This window comes from Cohaesibacter marisflavi (genome assembly GCF_963665895.2).
GTDB classification, from domain to species: Bacteria; Pseudomonadota; Alphaproteobacteria; order Rhizobiales; family Cohaesibacteraceae; genus Cohaesibacter; species Cohaesibacter marisflavi.
In genome coordinates this window covers 4,168,859-4,186,962 of record NZ_OY762534.1, presented here as the reverse complement: position 1 = coordinate 4,186,962, position 18,104 = coordinate 4,168,859, and the positions used below count along the sequence as shown (strand labels likewise).

13 protein-coding genes and 1 pseudogene are annotated in these 18,104 nt (G+C 54.8%); 5 read left to right on the top strand and 9 right to left on the bottom strand.

Annotated elements, in window-relative coordinates:
* Positions 1-158 precede the first annotated feature (158 nt).
* Together ACKPCT_RS19670 and ACKPCT_RS19665 are read right to left on the bottom strand one after the other, a co-directional pair.
* Positions 159-1,319: a PLP-dependent transferase gene (locus tag ACKPCT_RS19670; protein ID WP_319567725.1), complete on the bottom strand. Its 1,161-nt coding sequence runs from the start codon at positions 1,317-1,319 to the stop codon at positions 159-161.
* Positions 1,316-2,044, bottom strand: coding sequence for a FadR/GntR family transcriptional regulator (locus ACKPCT_RS19665; RefSeq protein ID WP_090075046.1), 729 nt, complete (start codon positions 2,042-2,044; stop codon positions 1,316-1,318). Before ACKPCT_RS19665 ends, ACKPCT_RS19670 begins: the two co-directional genes overlap by 4 nt.
* 380 nt (positions 2,045-2,424) lie before the next feature.
* Here ACKPCT_RS19665 and ACKPCT_RS19660 point away from each other — a divergent pair, with 380 nt between their 5' ends.
* Positions 2,425-4,374 (top strand): glycoside hydrolase family 127 protein, encoded by a 1,950-nt coding sequence (locus ACKPCT_RS19660; RefSeq protein ID WP_319567724.1) that lies wholly within the window; start codon positions 2,425-2,427, stop codon positions 4,372-4,374.
* Positions 4,375-4,441: 67 nt separating this feature from the next.
* Here the strand turns inward: ACKPCT_RS19660 and ACKPCT_RS19655 are convergent.
* Together ACKPCT_RS19655 and nikR are read right to left on the bottom strand one after the other, a co-directional pair.
* Positions 4,442-6,168: pseudogene (locus ACKPCT_RS19655) on the bottom strand (sensor domain-containing diguanylate cyclase).
* 275 nt (positions 6,169-6,443) lie between these two features.
* The gene (gene nikR, locus ACKPCT_RS19650; protein ID WP_244544794.1) at positions 6,444-6,926 is read right to left on the bottom strand and encodes a nickel-responsive transcriptional regulator NikR; all 483 of its coding nucleotides are present in this window, start codon (positions 6,924-6,926) and stop codon (positions 6,444-6,446) included.
* 245 nt (positions 6,927-7,171) lie between these two features.
* Here nikR and ACKPCT_RS19645 point away from each other — a divergent pair, with 245 nt between their 5' ends.
* Genes ACKPCT_RS19645 through cbiQ form a run of 4 tightly spaced genes read left to right on the top strand, consistent with a single transcriptional unit; the run spans position 7,172 to position 9,886 of the window.
* Positions 7,172-7,945, top strand: a complete 774-nt coding sequence (locus ACKPCT_RS19645; protein ID WP_090075049.1) for a DUF4198 domain-containing protein — start codon at positions 7,172-7,174, stop codon at positions 7,943-7,945.
* Positions 7,946-7,950: 5 nt separating this feature from the next.
* Positions 7,951-8,577, top strand: coding sequence for a cobalt transporter CbiM (gene cbiM, locus ACKPCT_RS19640; protein WP_319567723.1), 627 nt, complete (start codon positions 7,951-7,953; stop codon positions 8,575-8,577).
* Positions 8,574-9,161 carry a cobalamin biosynthesis protein CbiL gene (locus ACKPCT_RS19635; RefSeq protein ID WP_319567722.1) on the top strand — a complete coding sequence of 196 codons (588 nt, stop codon included), beginning with the start codon at positions 8,574-8,576 and terminating at the stop codon, positions 9,159-9,161. The genes cbiM and ACKPCT_RS19635 overlap by 4 nt, the downstream gene beginning before the upstream one ends.
* Positions 9,158-9,886: a cobalt ECF transporter T component CbiQ gene (cbiQ, locus tag ACKPCT_RS19630; RefSeq protein WP_090075102.1), complete on the top strand. Its 729-nt coding sequence runs from the start codon at positions 9,158-9,160 to the stop codon at positions 9,884-9,886. The genes ACKPCT_RS19635 and cbiQ overlap by 4 nt, the downstream gene beginning before the upstream one ends.
* 37 nt (positions 9,887-9,923) lie before the next feature.
* On the opposite strand, the gene ACKPCT_RS19625 is transcribed toward cbiQ, so the two are convergent.
* The 5 genes from ACKPCT_RS19625 to ACKPCT_RS19605 form a co-directional block, all read right to left on the bottom strand.
* Entirely contained in the window at positions 9,924-10,829 is a 906-nt protein-coding gene (locus ACKPCT_RS19625) for an aldose 1-epimerase (protein WP_319567721.1), read from the bottom strand.
* Positions 10,830-10,893: 64 nt separating this feature from the next.
* Entirely contained in the window at positions 10,894-11,892 is a 999-nt protein-coding gene (locus ACKPCT_RS19620) for an ABC transporter permease (RefSeq protein WP_090075053.1), read from the bottom strand.
* Positions 11,893-11,906: 14 nt separating this feature from the next.
* The gene (locus ACKPCT_RS19615) at positions 11,907-13,409 is read right to left on the bottom strand and encodes a sugar ABC transporter ATP-binding protein (RefSeq protein WP_319567720.1); all 1,503 of its coding nucleotides are present in this window, start codon (positions 13,407-13,409) and stop codon (positions 11,907-11,909) included.
* Between the two features lie 144 nt (positions 13,410-13,553).
* Positions 13,554-14,528 (bottom strand): substrate-binding domain-containing protein, encoded by a 975-nt coding sequence (locus ACKPCT_RS19610; RefSeq protein WP_090075055.1) that lies wholly within the window; start codon positions 14,526-14,528, stop codon positions 13,554-13,556.
* Positions 14,529-14,558: 30 nt separating this feature from the next.
* Complete coding sequence (locus ACKPCT_RS19605) at positions 14,559-17,975, bottom strand: DUF5107 domain-containing protein (protein ID WP_319567719.1); 3,417 nt, start codon at positions 17,973-17,975, stop codon at positions 14,559-14,561.
* Positions 17,976-18,104 lie beyond the last annotated feature (129 nt).

Genomic DNA, 18,104 nt, shown 5'->3' with positions numbered 1-18,104 from the left:
ATGATCGATGGAAAGGTGTGTTTTTATAATTTGTATTTTCATAGTATTATCATTGAATAATCATACGTCAATATTTTGTATTATAATTGTCGACATATGATAGAGGCAAAGTTGAAATCCCGCCGTTTCTCTCGGCATTTTTACCAAGGGAGATAGATTCAGGATTTGGAAGCAGTCTCCAGTGCCTCCGAAAGGTCGCGCCAGAGAGCCTCGGTTCCTTCCAGACCGACATGCAGACGCACCGATTGTGGCGATTGCCCGAAGGCGCGCGCCGAATTGGGTTCCGATTTCTGTTGCAGCCCGACATCACCCGGCACAATGAGGCTTTCATGCCCACCCCAGCTGACACCAAGCTTGAACAGCTCGAGTGCGTTGCAGAAGCTACGCATGTCGACATGATCCGCCAGCAAAATGGAAAAGAGGCCCGTTGTTCCCTTCAGCCCGTAAGGCAGAGGCGCAAGGCCGGGATGATAGACCTTGACCACCTCATCCCTCTCACACAGGCGGCGAGCGAGCTCTAGCGCACTTTCCTGATGGGCTATTACGCGTTGCGGCAAAGTGCGCAGACCGCGAAGCAGCAACCACGCATCCATGGGCGCAATGCGCCCGCCCAGATAGGGATAGATCTCACCCCGAATGCGAGCGATAGTCTCTTTCGATCCAGCAACGACACCAGCAACCACATCGCTGTGCCCGCCGATATATTTCGAAGCGGAATGCACCACCAGATCAACGCCCAGCTCGAGCGGGTTCTGAAAGATCGGCGTGGCCCAGCTATTGTCAATCACGCTGAACACGCCTTGCTTTTTGGCCATAGCCGCAAGAGCACCCACATCCAGCGCTTCCATCACCCAGCTTGTCGGGCTTTCTATATAGAACAGCCGCGCACCAACAAGAGCTGCCTCCACGGCAGCATGATCTGTGCCATCAACATAGGTCACTTCGATTTGCATGCGCTTGATGTAGGTTCCGAACAGGCGGAAGGCATCCGGATAGACATTACGCACCACCACGATTCTGTCCCCCGGAGCCACATTCGAGAGAATGGATGCCGAAATGGCAGCCATGCCTGAGGCAAAGGCAATCGCATCATCGGCCATTTCCAGAGAGGCAATCTTCTCTTCAAGCGCCCGAACCGTGGGATTGAGACCGCGACTATAGACCGGTCGCTCAAGATCTCCTCTGTAGGTGGCCACCATCTCTTCATAGCTGCTAAAGGTGAAGAGAGAAGTCTGCACAATGGGCGGAACAACAGCGTCCTGCGGATTATGCTCGTCATGGGCAAGGATCAACTGTGCCCGTTCCACGCATGAGGTCATGGTTTCATCATCCTGATGTCGTCTTCTACCGAATTGAGGAGCTTTCGGGTCTCCTGTTCGGCTCTGTGAGGATCTTGATCACGGATCGCTTCAAAAAGGGTCCGGTGATAGGGAAAGGAATTGGAGGCAAAGTCCGGCCGCCCATAGGGACGTGTCCAGAAGCGCTCGAACAGATCGCGAAATTGCTCCAGAAGCTGGCGAAACAGCGGGTTATGAGCGGCATCATAAATGGACAGGTGAAATGCAAGATCCGCCGGGCCGCTGCCCCCTTCGGGCTTGAACAGGCTTTCCATATGGATAAGCGCGGCTTCCATCCGCTCGATGTCTTCTTCGGTGCGCCGCTTGGCGGCCGCGATCGACGCTTCCACCTCGATACCGCGTCGCACTTCCAGCGCCTTCAGCAGCAGGTCTTCAAGCCCATCAGTATCCAGAGAAAGCGGCATATAAACGGTATCGGATGTAATCTTACGCAGTAAAAACGTGCCCGAGCCGATGCGTGGTTCCAAGATGCCCAGAGCTGCCAATTGGCTGACCGCTTCCCGCACGCTGGTTCGCGCCACGCCCAACGCCTCGGCCAGATCCCGCTCAGGCGGCAAGCGATCACCCGGCACCATCTTTTGCCGTGTGATGAACTTGGCCAAAGCCTTGATCACCTGCTCGCTACGCCCCTGCTGGGGAAGCGGCTTCAACCCCGCGACGCGCTTTTTCCTGTCTTTCAATGCAATTCTCTTTGGTAATAGGTCTGACCAATTTGAAGAGAAGGAAACTGGGGATAACTTGTCCTCTTTAACCCTCTCAAATGCAGTATTTTGTGACTTTTACGACCAACCACGCCCTGAAATGCTGTGTCTGGCACTGGTTGTCCCAGCTCTTGATGTCAGATCTCAGAGAGTTTTCCAGCCCTCATTTAGGTCTAAATTTCATCAGGTTAACGCGACTGTCTCAAAGCTTTTCGCGGGTCTGGCAGAGACCACCAGCCGCCCACTTCTCTCCAATTACAACGCATTGAATACTAATTGTCGACAGCGTGTAGACATAATTCTGTTCTGCGCTAAGCTGAACGGCACGATGCACAGGAACCAGATGACTGCGAAGGAATGTTCTCATGAAACAAGACAGCCCGGATATGGACGCCCCTTTCTCCCGCCAGGCCAAACGCTTCCAACCGATAGATCATGCTCATGTGCATTTCACCGAAGGCTTCTGGAAGAGCTGGCAAGATATAGTGCGTGATATCACTATCCCGACCCAATATAAGCGTCTTGAAGAAGAGAAATTCCTCGAGGTTCTCGACTTCAAGAGCCCTCCAGCGCCCCTCGCCCGCCCCATCCAGCCTTCAGGCCTGTCGATGCAGCATTTTTTCGATAGCGACTTTGGCAAATGGATCGAAGCGGCCAGCTACATGCTCAAATATCAGCGCAATCCCGACATCGAAGCCAAAATAGATGATATTGTCGCAAAGCTAAGCGAAGGCCAGATGCCCGATGGCTATCTCAATTCATGGTTTATCCGCCGCGAGCCGGAAAAGCGCTGGACCAACCTGCGCGACCTGCATGAAATGTATTCGATGGGACATCTGCTTGAGGGAGCGATCGCCTATTTTGAGGCCACCGACAAACGGGCCTTTCTGGACATCATGCTCAAGGCCGTGGATCACATCATCACCCAATTTGGCACCGAAGATGGCAAGCTCAAGGGCTATGACGCCCATGCCGAAGTGGAATTGGCATTGATGAAACTTTATCGGCTGACCGGAGAGGACAGACATCTGCAACTGGCCCGTTATTTCGTCGATGAGCGCGGGCAGATGCCATCCTATTTTGATGAAGAAGCCCGTAAACGCGGCGAAAATCCCGATGACTATGTCTACAAGACCTATGCCTATTCTCAGGCGCACAAACCCGTGCGCGCGCAGGAAGAAGTGGAAGGTCACGCTGTGCGTGCCACCTATCTCTTCAGCGCCATGGCTGATCTGGCCTTCGAAACCAAAGACCCCACACTCTGGATCGCGCTGGAAAAGTTGTTTGCGCACATGACATCCAAGCTGCTCTATGTCACAGGTGGCATCGGCTCTTCGGGCGACAATGAAGGCTTTACGCGGGATTTTGATCTACCCAACGAAACCGCCTATGCGGAAACATGCGCGGCCATCGCCCTAGGTTTCTGGGTGAGCCGCATGGCCCAGATTGATCTTGATTCCCGCTATACCGATATCCTCGAGCTGATCGCCTATAATGGCGCCCTATCTGGCATCGCGCGGGATGGGGAGCATTATTTCTACGAGAATGTGCTCGAAAGCCATGGCCAGCACCGGCGCTGGAAATGGCACTACTGCCCCTGTTGTCCCACCAATATCGCCCGCTTCATCGCCTCGCTGGGAGGGTATGTCTATAGCAGCACCGACGACGCAGTGGCCGTTCATCTCTACGCCGCCGGTAAAGCCGACATTATGCTGAGTGAGCGGCCTGTGCGCATCACGCAGAAAACCGCCTACCCCTGGGATGGCGATATCTGCCTCAGCCTTGATCTCGACGAATCCTTGGACTTTACGGTGCATCTGCGCATCCCCGGCTGGTGCGACAAGGCAAGCATCGAAGTAAATGGAGAGGCCATCAATCTTTCAGATGTCACAATCAAGGGCTATGCCAACCTGACCCGCCGGTGGCAGAGAGGCGATGAAATCCGACTGATTTTGCCCATGCCCACCGTACGGCTCTATGCCCATCCCGATGTTTCGGAAGATTTTGGCCGCGTTGCCATCAAGCGCGGACCACTTGTCTATTGCGCCGAAGAAGCTGATCTGGGCTTTCCACCCCAGCGTCTGCGTTTGCCCGCCGAAGCTGCTTTCAAGGCCTCATTCGCAGAAGACCTTCTGGGCGGCGCAATAGTTCTGACATGCGATGCCTTGGCAGCAGACGAAACAAACTGGGGCAACGGGCTTTATTCAAAAAGCAAGGCGCGCATGATGGAGACCACATTGACAGCCATTCCCTATCATCTGTGGGCCAACAGGCAAAAAGGGGGCATGATGGTCTGGCTGCAGGAAGAAGCCTGAACCGATCAATCCGAAATAAGAAAAAATATTCATCAAGAGAGCAGGAGCAGGCCTCGTCAAGCGTGACTCAAAGGGTCAGCTCTCCACCAACAGCCTTGTTCCTGCCTCCCTGCTTTGCAGCATAAAGCATCTTGTCACAGGCCTGAATGACCGTATCTTCATCAGGCAGGCTTTTGCCCCTGAAATGATAGGTCATGAAACCAATGCTGACGGTCAGTTGGGAAGAAATATCTGAGCGTTCATGCGCAATTCCAGCCGCTTTCACATTCTCTTGCAAGCGACCAACCAGATGGCGTGCACCGCTGAAATCAGTGGCGGGCAGCAGACAACACATTTCCTCTCCACCATATCGGAAAGCCATGTCTGACGTGCGCAGAAGGGTATCCCGGACAATGGCGCCAACCTTTTCAAGACAATCGTCCCCCGCCACATGGCATAAAGATCGTTATATTGCTTGAAATAGTCGATATCGATCAGAAGCAGCGACATCGGCTCCAAAGAGCGCACATGGCGGCGCAACTCGCTTTTCATCATCACATCAAAGGAACGGCGGTTGAGCAACCCAGTCATGCTGTCCAGAACCGCCATTTCATACAAGGCCCGATTGGATTCCTCCAGTTCGCGCGACGTGGCAGAGATCAGGTTGGTCAGAATCTTGAGTGTCTTGATGGACTGCAGCTCTTCTTCGGAATGCTGTTGGGCAGGCACGCCCCATTGCACCGGTTTTTCCTTTTTACTGCCTTCCGACAAGACCAGCATGGTCATATTCTGGATCAGCGAAACACTGGAATGGTTGCCTCCGGAGTAGAATTCCGATGAGGTAAAAAAGCCCGTGCTGTCGCATAGATGACTAAAGCCCTGCGTCTCATCGGAAATCTTGTTGCCAAGGATCATTTTTCGTCCGGAGCAGGAAAAAAAGAAGATGGCGTCCGGCTTCAGGGTCGCAACGCGGCTCTGCATCTGCTTGAGATCCTGATGCAGTTTGGAAATGTCGCAAAAGCTGAACTTGATCTTTTCACCTTCCTTGAAGGGAAACAGAAACTCGATCGCACCATCTGGATGATAGGTAACCGGCACATTTTTCATCAAGATGCCGTCCCGAACACAGGTCAGGGGAAATTCCAGCGTCGGATTTTGCAATTTTGCCAGATCGATATCGACCCCGAGATAATGCTTGTAGGTATCGATGACACTGCGTTCATCAATTTCATAAACCCGCTCCCCTTCAGCTCTGGTGATCTGCATTTCTCTGCCGATCTGCTCCCAACCATCTATCCGCAGGCTTTCCGCGTGTAGATCGGGGCCTGCCAGGGTTGCAATCACAGAGCCATGGCTGGAAAGAAAATGCTCGGTAAAGACAAAGGTATCAATATATTCATCCCCGACGCCAGCCTGCCCTCCGGCAAGCACAAGACCGGGATTCTCAACTCCGATGGCCTGAATAAAATCAAGGCTGCGCTGCAAATGGCCATCCGTAGCACCACAGCGAAACAGAATGGCAGCAGTTGCCCCCTGAGCGCTGATCTCCTTGGCAAATCGGAGCGTCGCCTCTGGCTTGCTATCATCGGCATAAAGTGTCTTGACCTTGGTGTCTTCAAAAACAGACAGACTGAGGACAATCGTATTTTGCGAGGTGGTCTTTCCCAGTATCTCGCCTTCGGTCGTCGCCCCCAGAATGGCCACGCCGGGAAAGGCATTCACCAGAACGGCCTGCAGGCTCTGCAGAGAGTCGCGCCCGCATCCACCGGCGTAAACCTGGATGAGTATCTGGTCACGAGGCACATCTGCAACCATTTGTAGTAAAACGTCCAAATCATCACTACTTCTATATAGTATATTTAGACATTTCATGCGTTTAGCCTCAATATTGGCGCTTTGTTTTTATGTTTCTCTATCAACTATTCCATCAAATAGCTAAAAGAACATATATACAGAGCGGTCCATATCCACAGTCCGTGAAAATATCCTTACCCTCATCATCATGTGTGCAAGAAAAGGCGTGCAAAACCCTACGCATTAGCCCGCATCAAAATGGAACAATCCCTAGAAAGAAAAACCCAAAGGCCTATTTAGAAGCTCTCGCGCACCTTGAGATGCACATGCTCCTTGGGGTCCGATTCGGCATGCGAATGCTGCTGCACATCCTCATCCACCGGAGTGAGAGAGGCAGCCCCGTGCTTGATCCCGCGCTCCAGAAACAAGGCTTGTGCGTAATCATTCACCTGCTCGACAGACCCCCGCAATACAGTCACATCAAAGGCATGATCATGGTCGATGGGCAGGCTCGTGGAATACAGAATCTGCCCGTGCCTGTCGTGCCGCCCCCGTTGTAACTTCTTCTCCAGCCCGACAACGGAATGATCCACGGTGCAGGACACAACGGCGATACAATTGGCTGTCTGCTCTTCTGCCGGCATGGCAGCAAGCCCTCGCCGGATCAGGTCTCTTATGGCCTCTGAGCGATTGGAAGCACCCGAGCGGGCAATGAAACGATCCAGAACCTCTGTCAATTCTGCGTCCAGAGTGATGGTTGTCCGCGTCATGCTGTTCATGTCAATCTCGTTTCTTCTCACGCGTGGCTCGAAGGGCTTCAAGCAGGGCTGTAACCATTTGATAAATACACATTCAGATCCGTTTGTAAAACCGCTATTCGACCTAGAGGCACAGCTGCAGAGCGGAGATCATGGCGGATACGGCATGTGATTTTATCTCTCTTGTCCAAAAGCAGCAGGAAGTGCTTGAACAAGGGTCAATAGTATGATCAATTATCCAAAATTTCATACTCAAAGGTTTTCCCATGCGTCCTCTTGCCCCTTCCTTCGCTGCGCTCGCTTGTCTTGCCCTTTTTTCCGCTCCGGCCTTGGCCCATTTTCAGGAAGTCATTCCCTCCGCAGATGTCCTGCCCGAAGGCGGTGAAGTGAACATCGATATGGTCTTCACCCACCCCTTTGAAGGCGGACCGGTTATGGAAATGAAAAAACCCGTCAAAATGGGTGTTTTCAAAGCTGGCACAACAACCGACCTGTTGCCCCGGATCAAGCAATCCGAAATCGATGGAAAGACCACATGGAGCCTTGAAACAGAGCTTGTTGAGCCGGGGGCATCGATTTTCTACGTCGAACCGCAGCCCTATTGGGAACCTGCTGAAGGCAAATATATCATTCATTACGCCAAGGTCGTCGTGGACAATTATGCATCCGGAGAAGGCTGGGATGAACTCGTCGGCTTGCCGGTAGAAATCCAGCCGCTCACGCGTCCAACCGGCCTGTGGGCAGGCAATGTCTTTTCCGGCGTGGTGCTAAAGGAGGGAAATCCTGTACCGTTCGCCGAAATCGAGGTTGAGTTTATCAATGACGCCTCTATAACAGCCCCTAACGATGCCTTCATTACGCAAGTGATCAAAGCCGATGCCAACGGCACCTTTACCTATGCCATGCCACGCGCAGGCTGGTGGGGATTTGCCGCGCTGGTCGAAGGCGATGAGCCAATGTCCTCGCCAGAGGGCAAGGACGTGCCGGTAGAACTGGGCGCCCTGATGTGGGTAAAAACGACAGATATGAGCGGGAAATAAGCGCCATGGCACATATCCCTGACGGCATACTCAGTGCACCGGTCCTGATTGGCGGCGCTGCTGTGGCCCTTGGCGGCGTAACGCTGGGGCTGCGCAGCTTGAGTGATCGGGCCATTCCCCGCGCGGCCATTCTGTCGGCAGCCTTTTTTACAGCATCGCTGATTTCCGTGCCCGTCGGCCCGTCGAGTGTGCATCTTTTATTGTCAGGGCTTATGGGCATCATGCTTGGCATTGCCATTTTCCCCGCCGTCGGGGTTGCCCTCATTTTGCAGGCTTTGCTGTTCGGCTTTGGCGGCCTGACGACATTGGGCGTCAACACCGTCAATATCGCCCTGCCCGGCTTTATCCTTGCCATGGCCATCGGCCCGATCATCCGCTCGTCCCACTCCAGCGCCATGCGGGCAGGCCTGTCTGCTCTTATCGGGGCCTTGTCTGTCTTGGGAACCGGAGGTCTTGTCGCCCTCTCGCTGGCGCTCTCGGCACCGGAATATACACCCGTCGCCAGCGTCTTGTTGGCCACCTATCTGCCGCTGGCGCTGGCTGAAGCTTTCGTCACGGCGGCAGTGGTAGGCTTTCTCTCTCGCGTTCAGCCCGACGCATTGAGTCTTGCAACCGGAGCTGCGACTTCATGATGCGGTTTCTATTCATTGCCCTTGCATCCCTTGCGCTCTTCGCAAGCCCGGCCAACGCGCACAAACTGAAAGTCTTTGCCACCGTCAAGGGCGATCATATCGCCGGATATGCCTTTTTCATAGGCGGTGGCCGTGCGCAAGGGACCAAATGGATAGCCAAAAATGCCTCCGGCGCCATAGTGGCCGAAGGCACCACGGACATGGAAGGGACCTATGATTTCGCCCCTCCCAATCCCGCTTCGTCTGACATCACCATCACGGTCAACACACAGGAAGGCCATATCGCCTCCGCTCATGTTGCGGCAGACCGCTTGGGTGGCACAAGCATGCATACCCCTCAAACCGGCTCGCAAGACAACGTCCTTCAAACATCCCCTGCCAACCCGGCAGAGGCAAAACCCCAACTCCCGTCTACATCTCAACTGGAGCCGATGATCGAAGCGGCGGTTCAGCGACAGGTCGAGCCGCTTCTGGAGCGCATCGAGCAAATGGACAGCCATATGCGCTTTACCGATATCATTTCGGGCATCTTTCTCATCATCGGGCTTGCGGGAATTGGTCTATGGGCACGGTCTCGCCGATGAGACCAAGTCTGCTGCCAGAAGACCTGCGGATTCGGTTGATTGTCGTCTTTCTGGCGGTTTGTATCTTTTCCCAATTACAGAGCCTTGAGACGGCCTTCTTCGCCTTTATCGGGAGCCTCATTCTTGGCGCGACCGAAAGAATCGAGCGCAGCCTATGGCGACGGCTGATGCATGTCGAAGGCTTCGTGTTGCTGATTTTCATCACGATGCCCTTCCTCATACCCGGCCCCTCCCTTTTCAGCATCGGCCCCTTGCAAGCCTCTCTGGAAGGCGTGGCGAGAGCTGCATTGATCGGCTGCAAGGTCTCGGCGTCGGTTCTGCTTTTGATGGTCTTTCTTGGCCCCATAGAGCCAATCCGCCTTGGCGCAGCACTCTATGCTCTGAAACTGCCGGAAAGTCTGGTGCGCCTGTTTGTCATGACAGTGCGCTATGTGTCGGTTATCCGCATGGAGGCAACACGTCTGCACAAGGCCATGAGGGCAAGGGCCTTTCAACCGGGCACAAACCGTCACACTTACACCAGCTATGGCAACCTGATCGGCATGCTTCTGGTCCGCTCCCTTGATCGGGCGCACAGAGTGGAAAATGCCATGCTCTGTAGAGGCTATAATGGCCGTTACCCCTATGCCGAATTGAGCGCGCCAAAACCAATGGATTGGTTTTCCGGCTCCATTCTCATGGCGTTGGCGCTCGGTATTCTCCTCATGGACAAGATCCCTTTCTAGGAGGCCCAAGTCCACCCTCGCGCTTCCCATAAGCCCCTCAGCCCATCCGAGGCTGCAGGCGCATCGATCCGCTGAGAATCTCACCGGATTCAAGCAGACGCAAGCCAGCCAGTCCCTCCTGATTATGCGCATCCACCGCATGGGACATCGGTTCGAAACAGAAAAAATCCTTTTGGTAGGTTGGATCAAAGGAGATATCAGACACAAAAATCTGATAGCGCGTAAACAGATCGCTCGCCCTGATCTCCAACATCAGATTGTCGTCAGGCCATGCAATTTCGGCCAACCCATCCCATCCTTCAAAGCCGTTATTCACCCAATGATCCGGCAGAGACTGGGCCTCATTGAAATCCAGCGCACGAGGAAGAGCCTCTCTAGACCCCGGTAGCCGGTCACTCTCTTCAGTCCAATAGTGAGAGGCGCCAGCGGTCAATCTGGTCCGGGAAGTCAAAGGAAAGAAGGGGTGCCAGCCGAGCCCAAAGGGAAGGGTCTCATCCCCCAGATTGGTCACAGTGAGTGTGAGGATCAATCCCTCATCATCAAGCGTAATGTCCTCGGTCGCCCGATAGACATAAGGAGACGCAGTGCCCTCTGCGTCCTGTTGCTTTTCGAAAGAGAGCCGGCAGCGACTTTGCGCGTGCTCGACAATTTGCCACTCCCCCAACCAGCCATCCCCGTGCAGGTAGAATGGGTCATCATCCGTGTTGGCAAGAAAGACATGATGCTTCCCCGCGAGCGAGAAGCCATTGCCTCTGACGCGATTGCCAAACGGCACAAGAGGAAAGCAGCCCGACAGGTCTGCCCCGTCGCTTGCACCATCGCCCCTTGTCTGAAGCAACGGAAAAGTCCGGCCCTGATGCCGCATCTCAAAGGACCAGAGCGCCCCGCCCCGCGGTGAGAGCGTTGCGGAAAAGTCTCCATGGTCCAGAGCAATCAGGGACATGCCTCTTCATCCATTCCTTAATGAAAGACAAGCGGGGGCTCAAAGCGCCCGCTTGTCATAGTTTTTATTGTCTGTTCTGCTGGAACTCGGCAAAGACCACAGCAAGGATCAGCAGCGATCCCTTGGCCAGCAACTGATAGAAGGTGGGTACCGAGGTTAGGATCATGCCGTTGTTGAGGATGCCGATAACGGCAACACCAAGCAAAGCGCCGATGACACTGCCTTTGCCGCCCTGCATGGCACATCCCCCCAGGAATGCAGCCGTAATGGCCTCAAGCTCCAATCCTTGCGACCCGGAAATCGGCTGACCGGACCCGGTACGGGCGGCAAGCAGAATACCTCCGATGCCAGCGACCGCACCACTCATCACGAAAGTACCGATGCTGTAACGGCTGAGATTGATGCCCGCGAAGCGCGCTACAATCGGGTTGCCGCCAATGGCATAGAAGTTTCGACCCACGATGGATTTCGACAGGAAGATATGGAAAACAATCGCAGTCAGGATCAGAATCCATATCGGCATTGGAATACCCAGAAAACGACCAATACCGATCAGGCGGAAGGTATCATTGAAGATCGAAATCGACTGGCCATCGGAGATGATGAAGGCAACCCCGCGGAAAATAGCCATGGTGCCCAACGTGACGATGATATGATTGACGCGGCCGTAGGTAATGATCGTTCCGTTGAAAAGACCGGCCAACGCACCAACAAGAATGCCGAAAAAGATGCCCAGAGTGGCCGAGTCCGTCGCCTGAATGGCCGTTGCAGTCGCCACCGTCGTCAGTCCGACGATGGAGCCTACCGAAATATCCATGCGTCCGGAGATCACTACAGCGGTCTGGGATATGGCCAGCACGCCCAGAATGGCAATCCCCATCCCCATATTCAGGAAATTCCGCATGGAGAAGAAGACATCCCCGCGCAACGTACCAAACAGTACGAGAAGAACGAGCAGAGCCAGAATAAGGCTCATATTGTGAATGCCGATGCGGCCGGCGGTTGCTTCATAGAAGGTCTCGCGCGCATTGGCACTGCTTGTATTTAGTGTTTCATCAGACATAGTCAGGGTCCCCTTCAAGCAACCATCGATGCGGAAGGCATCGCGTGCAGCAGAATTTCCTCTTCATTGATGGCATCCCCCTCCAGTTCGGCGGTGATTTTACCATCGGCCATGACCAGAACGCGATCAGCCAGCCCCATCAGCTCGGGCATTTCCGAAGAAATCAGCAAAATCGCAATACCGCTGGCGGCAAGGTCATCAATCAGTTTGTAAATTTCGGATTTGGCACCGACATCAATCCCGCGGGTGGGTTCATCAAGAATGAGAACCTTGGGCGACCGCGCCAGCCAGCGGGCCAGAACCACTTTCTGCTGGTTGCCACCGGAAAGATCCGACACCTGCGTATCCAGGCTCGGCGCCTTGATCTTCATGGCTCTTGCTGCCTCGCCAACCAGATTTTTCGCCGACTGGCGATCAAACAGGCCATAACGCGAGACCAGATCGGGAATGACAATCGCGCCATTGTCCAGAATGGAGCGCATCAGCAACAGGGCCTCATGCTTGCGATCTTCCGGCGCAAAGCCGATCCCCGCCTGAATGGCAGCCGCCGTATTGTTGGCAGCAAGCGCTTTGCCTTCCATATGAACCGTGCCGCCGGTGATCTTGTCATAGCCAAATATGGCCTTGGCCAACTCGGACCGCCCCGCCCCCATCAAGCCGCCAAGCCCAACCACTTCACCGGCATTGATTGTCAGGGAGATATTTTCAATCGCGGCCGAGGACAGGTCCCTGACCTCCAGGACCGCGCGATCCTGCTTGCTCGGGCGCCGCGAGAAGAGCGTGCTCAGCTCTCGACCAACCATCTTGCGAGCAATGGATTCGGTCGTCTCCTCAGCAACCTGTGTCTGGGACACGATACGACCATCACGCAACACGGCAACCTGATCGGCCAGATCAACCACCTCATTGAGGCGGTGTGAAATATAAACGATGGCTTTACCCTCTTCGCGCAGGCGGCGAATGATGCGGAACAGGCGTCGCGCCTCGTCATCGGTAAGGGAAGATGTTGGCTCATCGAATGCGATAAACTGCCCGCCTGCGCGCACGGCCCGGATAATCTCGATCATCTGGCGCTGGGCTGGTCCGATCCGCTCGCAGCTCTGGTCCGGATCCAGTTCATCGGCCATGCCGAAATCCTTGAGCAGCGCCAAAGTATCACGCTTGAGCCGCGAACGATCCAGAAAGGCGCGACCAACACGCGGCAGCTCGCCGATATAGATATTCTCCGCCACGCTCATATCGGGCACGATTTCCGGTTCCTGGTGGATCACCCTTATGCCCCTGGCATGAGCTTCTCTCGTCTGCCCAAAGACAACCGGCTGCCCGTCGATCAGCACAGATCCGGTGTCGGGCGGAAACACGCCCTCAAGAATGCGCATCAAGGTCGATTTTCCGGCCCCGTTTTCCCCCACCAACGCCAAAACCTCTCCGGGTGTGAAGGTCACCTCCACATCGGCAAGGGCCTGAACAACCCCGAAGCGCTTGGAAATGTTGGTCATACTAATTGTGTTCTGCATCTCGCCTCCTTTTCAGATGCGAAGACCGGGCAGGCATCTGCCCCTCCCTGCCATTGACGGCAGCCATATTCCAAAGCCCGACGAGGGGCAGTTTGGACCGGAATAGGCCCCGTGCAGCACGGGGCCTCGCATTTTAAAACTATATTACTTGCACAGACGCCCTTTATACGCGTCGAAATTGCCCATATTGACCAGTTCAGGCGAAGAATAGGTGTTCTCGGGCAGGTCTTTGCCATTCTCGATTGCGTCCATTAGTAGATTGACAGCAACCTTGCCCTGGTTTTCAGGGTTGAACCACATCGTGCCTTTGAAGGCGGATGCGCGTCCATTGCCGAAGGCGTCACAGGCGCGACTGCCATCGATGCCAACGCCGATGCCATTTTCTGCCGCATAGCCGGAATTTTCCATGGCGCGTGCAGCCCCCAGAACGCCGTCATCATTGCAGGAATAGAAAATCCAGTTGGTGATCTGGGGATTGGCGGTCAGTGTGGTGGTCATCACGTCAATGGAGTTGACCATCGTGTTGTCATAGGCAACGCGGGCAATATCATCGCGTTCGAATTCCGGATTGGCCTTCAGGAAAGCATCCTCGGCACCCTTGTTGCGCAGCATGCAGGTATCAGCCTTGCGGTCTTCAATCGAGGCAATCTTGACAGTTTCAGGATCCCAGCCGGAAGCCTTGTAAAGGTTTGACAATTCTTCGCCAACGGCCAGGCCGATATTATAGGAATCAAGCCCGACGAACGGTACCTTGGTGCCATCTTCATGATAGATGTCGTCATCGACCGCCACCAGCTTGACGCCAGCCTCCTTGGCGCGCGCAGCAACAACCGGGCCGATGCCGCGATCTGGCACGACAATGGCGATGCCCTTCACACCGTCACCAATCATGGTATCAACAGCGGTGATTGCCAGATCGGCATTGAATTGCACATCCTGCGCGATAAGCGAGGCGCCACGTGCTTCTGCGGCCTTTTGCGCCCCGACCACTTCGGCTACGAACCATGGATGGTCACCCATCTTGTTCACATAGCCGATTTTAATGTCATCGGCATTGGCCAGAGATGAAACGCTGCAAAATGCGACAGCAGCGCCTATCCATTTTAGTGAATTACCCATTTTTCTCCTCCACAGTTATGGGCGTTGGCGTCAGACCGCCAGAACGGGCGCATGCGCGGCGTCCCCTCTTTCGGCTTCAACCAGAAGCTCTGAAGCCAGAGCATGATTAGGATCGTCCTTGAGGGCTCGATAGAGCCAGTCTTTTGCAACATCCTCCTGCTTGCGCACGAGCGCCACCTGCCCGAGCATGACATAGGCAGAAATGGACTGTCTAAGCTGTATGTCATCGTCAAAGATCAGCATCGTCGGCAACGAGGTTGCGAAATAGTCAATCTTGGCCGTCGTGCCCAGAAGGTTCTTGGCGTAACCTTCAAGGGCATCACACAACATGTCAGCCTTCCGGTTGCGCCCCAGAGCTTTCATGGACAATATTGAATAATATGTCTTCTCGGAAAAGGCCCTGACCTCCATATCAAGGAAATCCCCTTTGAAATCAGCGGCCAAAGTCCAGTTTTTCAAAGCTTGTTCCTGATTTCCCGCTTGGGCATGAGCCACGCCGGCCCAGTAATGGGCATCGGACTGGTTGGCGAGCAGGTGCCGCGCCTCGCCAAGATTGTGCGGGCTGGTCATGGCCTTCTCAAAGGCCTCGCACGCCGCCACAAGATCACCGCGCTCCAGCGCATTCCTGCCCAGATTCAGACAGGTTCGGGTGAATTGCTCAAGAGCCATTCCTTCCCCGCCTTCCCATGGCTGGAACTGCCGCTGCATCAGTGTCGCCAATGCCTTGTCTGGGGCTCCGGTCTGGTTGAAGAGAGCAACCAGTTCGATTGTCAGATCATCGCGTTTCATGACCAGACCGCCATGAGCTTCCAGCTCCTTGAGCCGCTCATCGGGCTGCTTGCCAAGGCGTTTCCAGAGCTGGTCGCGCTCATAGAAGATGCGGGCATCAGCACGATCACAGGCAAAGGCCCTGTCATAAGCGGCAAGCGCCTTTTGTGCATCCTTGAGAATATTGTGATAGCCAATGCCCAGATTCCGCCAGGGAATGGAAAATTTGGGCTGGTTTTCAACGGATTGCTCCCAAAGCACGATGGCTTCTTCATGCCGTTTTTTGTCGTAAAAGAGGTTGCCCAGATAGTAAGGAGCCATGGGATCCGTAGCATCCGCGGCAATCGCCGCCTTCAGAATGGCGATCTCTTCGAGACGGTTGGGGAAACAATAGTCGCTGTTGGCTTTGCGAGCGCATTGGCGCTGTCTGTCGGCTTCATCATGCAGCCCCAACTGATCGGCAAAATAGGCCGCGTAATAGTGCATGAGGGGTTCCGTGCCCGAAGAGCCCGGCGGAGTACCGCGTGACGTCAACTCGAACGCCCGGTTGAAGTCGCCCATGCTGGCATAATCCAGAGACAAATCCAGCAGCACCTGCGGATCAACACTCAAAGGAAGCCGCAGCGCATCCCGCGCCATATAGTCCAGCGGGTCCAGCGCCAGCGTTTCCGCAAACAGATCATCCGCCTCGTCACTGCGCCCCAGCGCACGAAGACAGAAAGCCTTGAGATTACGCGCTTTCAAATTGTCGACCCCAACACGCAGGGCTTCATTGGACCGGCGCAATGCTTCGGCCCAACGCCCCTTGGCTGCGTCTATTTCAGCCATGGCCAATTGGCTTGGCGCCCCCCATGCAACGGTCCAGCCAGCCTTGCCAAAATAATCATAGGCCGCTTCCGTGCGCCCCATATGACGCAAGGTGAGTCCGAGATTGTAGAACGCCTCGCCATCCTGCGGGTTGGGATTGCGCAGGCGAAGCCTGCCAAGGGCGGCGCGGAAATGCGCTTCAGCGGCTTCAAATGCGCCGCGCCGCAGATGCCATACCCCCATTGCGTTGTTGCAACGACTATCCTGCGGATCGCGCTTGAGAGCTTCGCGCCAATAAATCTCGGGTGCCCGCGTCGCATGCCGATACTGACTAAGATGCAGCCCCGTGATGTAAAGTTCATCAAGACTCTCGATATCTTCGGGCAACATCGGCTCCGTGGCCGATTGGGTGGGTTCGTCATCGCGGACGCGATCAATGCCCCAATCGAGCAGCATAGTCCCGTCCGCATCCAGAATAACCAGCGCCAACTCATCGCGGTAAGTGCCCTCCGGCACCTCAGCCTCAAGCAATAGCGGCTTTTGCGGTTTTGCCTCAACGCCCCAACAGGCGATCTCCTGCTGGCCTTTGCGCACCCGCATCAAGGCTCCGGACAAAGGCACCACGGCATGAAGACCGATTTGCAGACGCGTGCCTTCAAGGGACACATTGACCGCCAGTTCAGGCGTGGCCTGATGTGCCGGTCCAATATCGCGAATGCCATACCAATGCTGGATGAAAATCTTTGTTTCCCCCGGTGCAATGAAAGCGAAATCCGGTTGGTTGTCGGTATAGACTCCCGCCATCAGCTCGATATAGGGCCGATAGATGCCATTATCGTCAGGATCCGTCAGATTGCGGTCCCATGCATAGCCGAAATCATGATTGCCCCAGGTCCATTGTTTCTTGCCCGGTGAGACATGGCGATCGGCCACATGTACAAGGCCAGCACCAGCCGCATGATCATAGCCGCCGCAGAAGGACCCCAACGTATCCACGCACATATAGGATGTGGGCACAGGAATATTGGCGTACCAACGCAAATCATTCGGCGCATAGTTGCTCTCGGGAACAAACTGGCTGGGCGCTTCGATCTCTGGCACACCGGAGCGCGCCCTTTCGCCATAGTCAACACCGTAATAGTGCCCCTGACAACGCGGAAAATCGATCATGGCTCGCTTGGCATGGTCAGCAACACGGGTCACATCTTCAGGGAAGAAACTCTGATAATGCTCATGCACCTCGGTTGCCGCATTGGCCCACCACATGACGGTCTGCGTCATCGCTGTACGGTTATGCAACCGCACCAAAATGTCGAAACGGGCAATGTCCGGATAAAGACGCACCCCATGCATGCCCTTCATGCGGTTCATGGGTTCATGCTCACTCATCCAGACCGTCTGGGCGCCATCATCGCCCTCTTCGATCATCCAGTCGGTCGGCATATAGGTGCTCGGGCGGTGATGCTGTGGCCAGTTAAACTCTATGCCACCGGAAATCCACGGCCCGGCCAGCCCGACCAGTGCAGGCTTGATCACATGATTGCGATAGATGATGTCATACCCGTTGGCCTTGTCGATCGCCGCATAAACGCGCCCGCCCAGCTCTGGCAGAACAATCACCAAAAGATGGTCATTCTCGATGAAAACAGCCGTCCATTCATGCTCCACCGGTTCGCTCTCGATCCGGTCAATGAAAGGCAGGGGGTAAACACGTCCACTGGACCCCTGAAATACGCGCTTCTCAAGAAACATCGGATTGCGTTCGGCCTGCGCAGGTTCATAGGTCGGTAACGCCAGTGGTTGGCTCCAGGCCTTCACAGGGCGGCCCTTCTGGGATGCGGGTGCCTCAGCAAAAAGGGTATGGCAAGTCATGTGTGCATTTTGTCTTCAGCTGCTGACAATTTAATCCCTGAAGACATCCTCCGGCCCTCATGGTGAGCCTTGGAATTAAAAACCAGAATGGCAAATTTACTGAATAGTATGGAAGATATTCCGAAATGT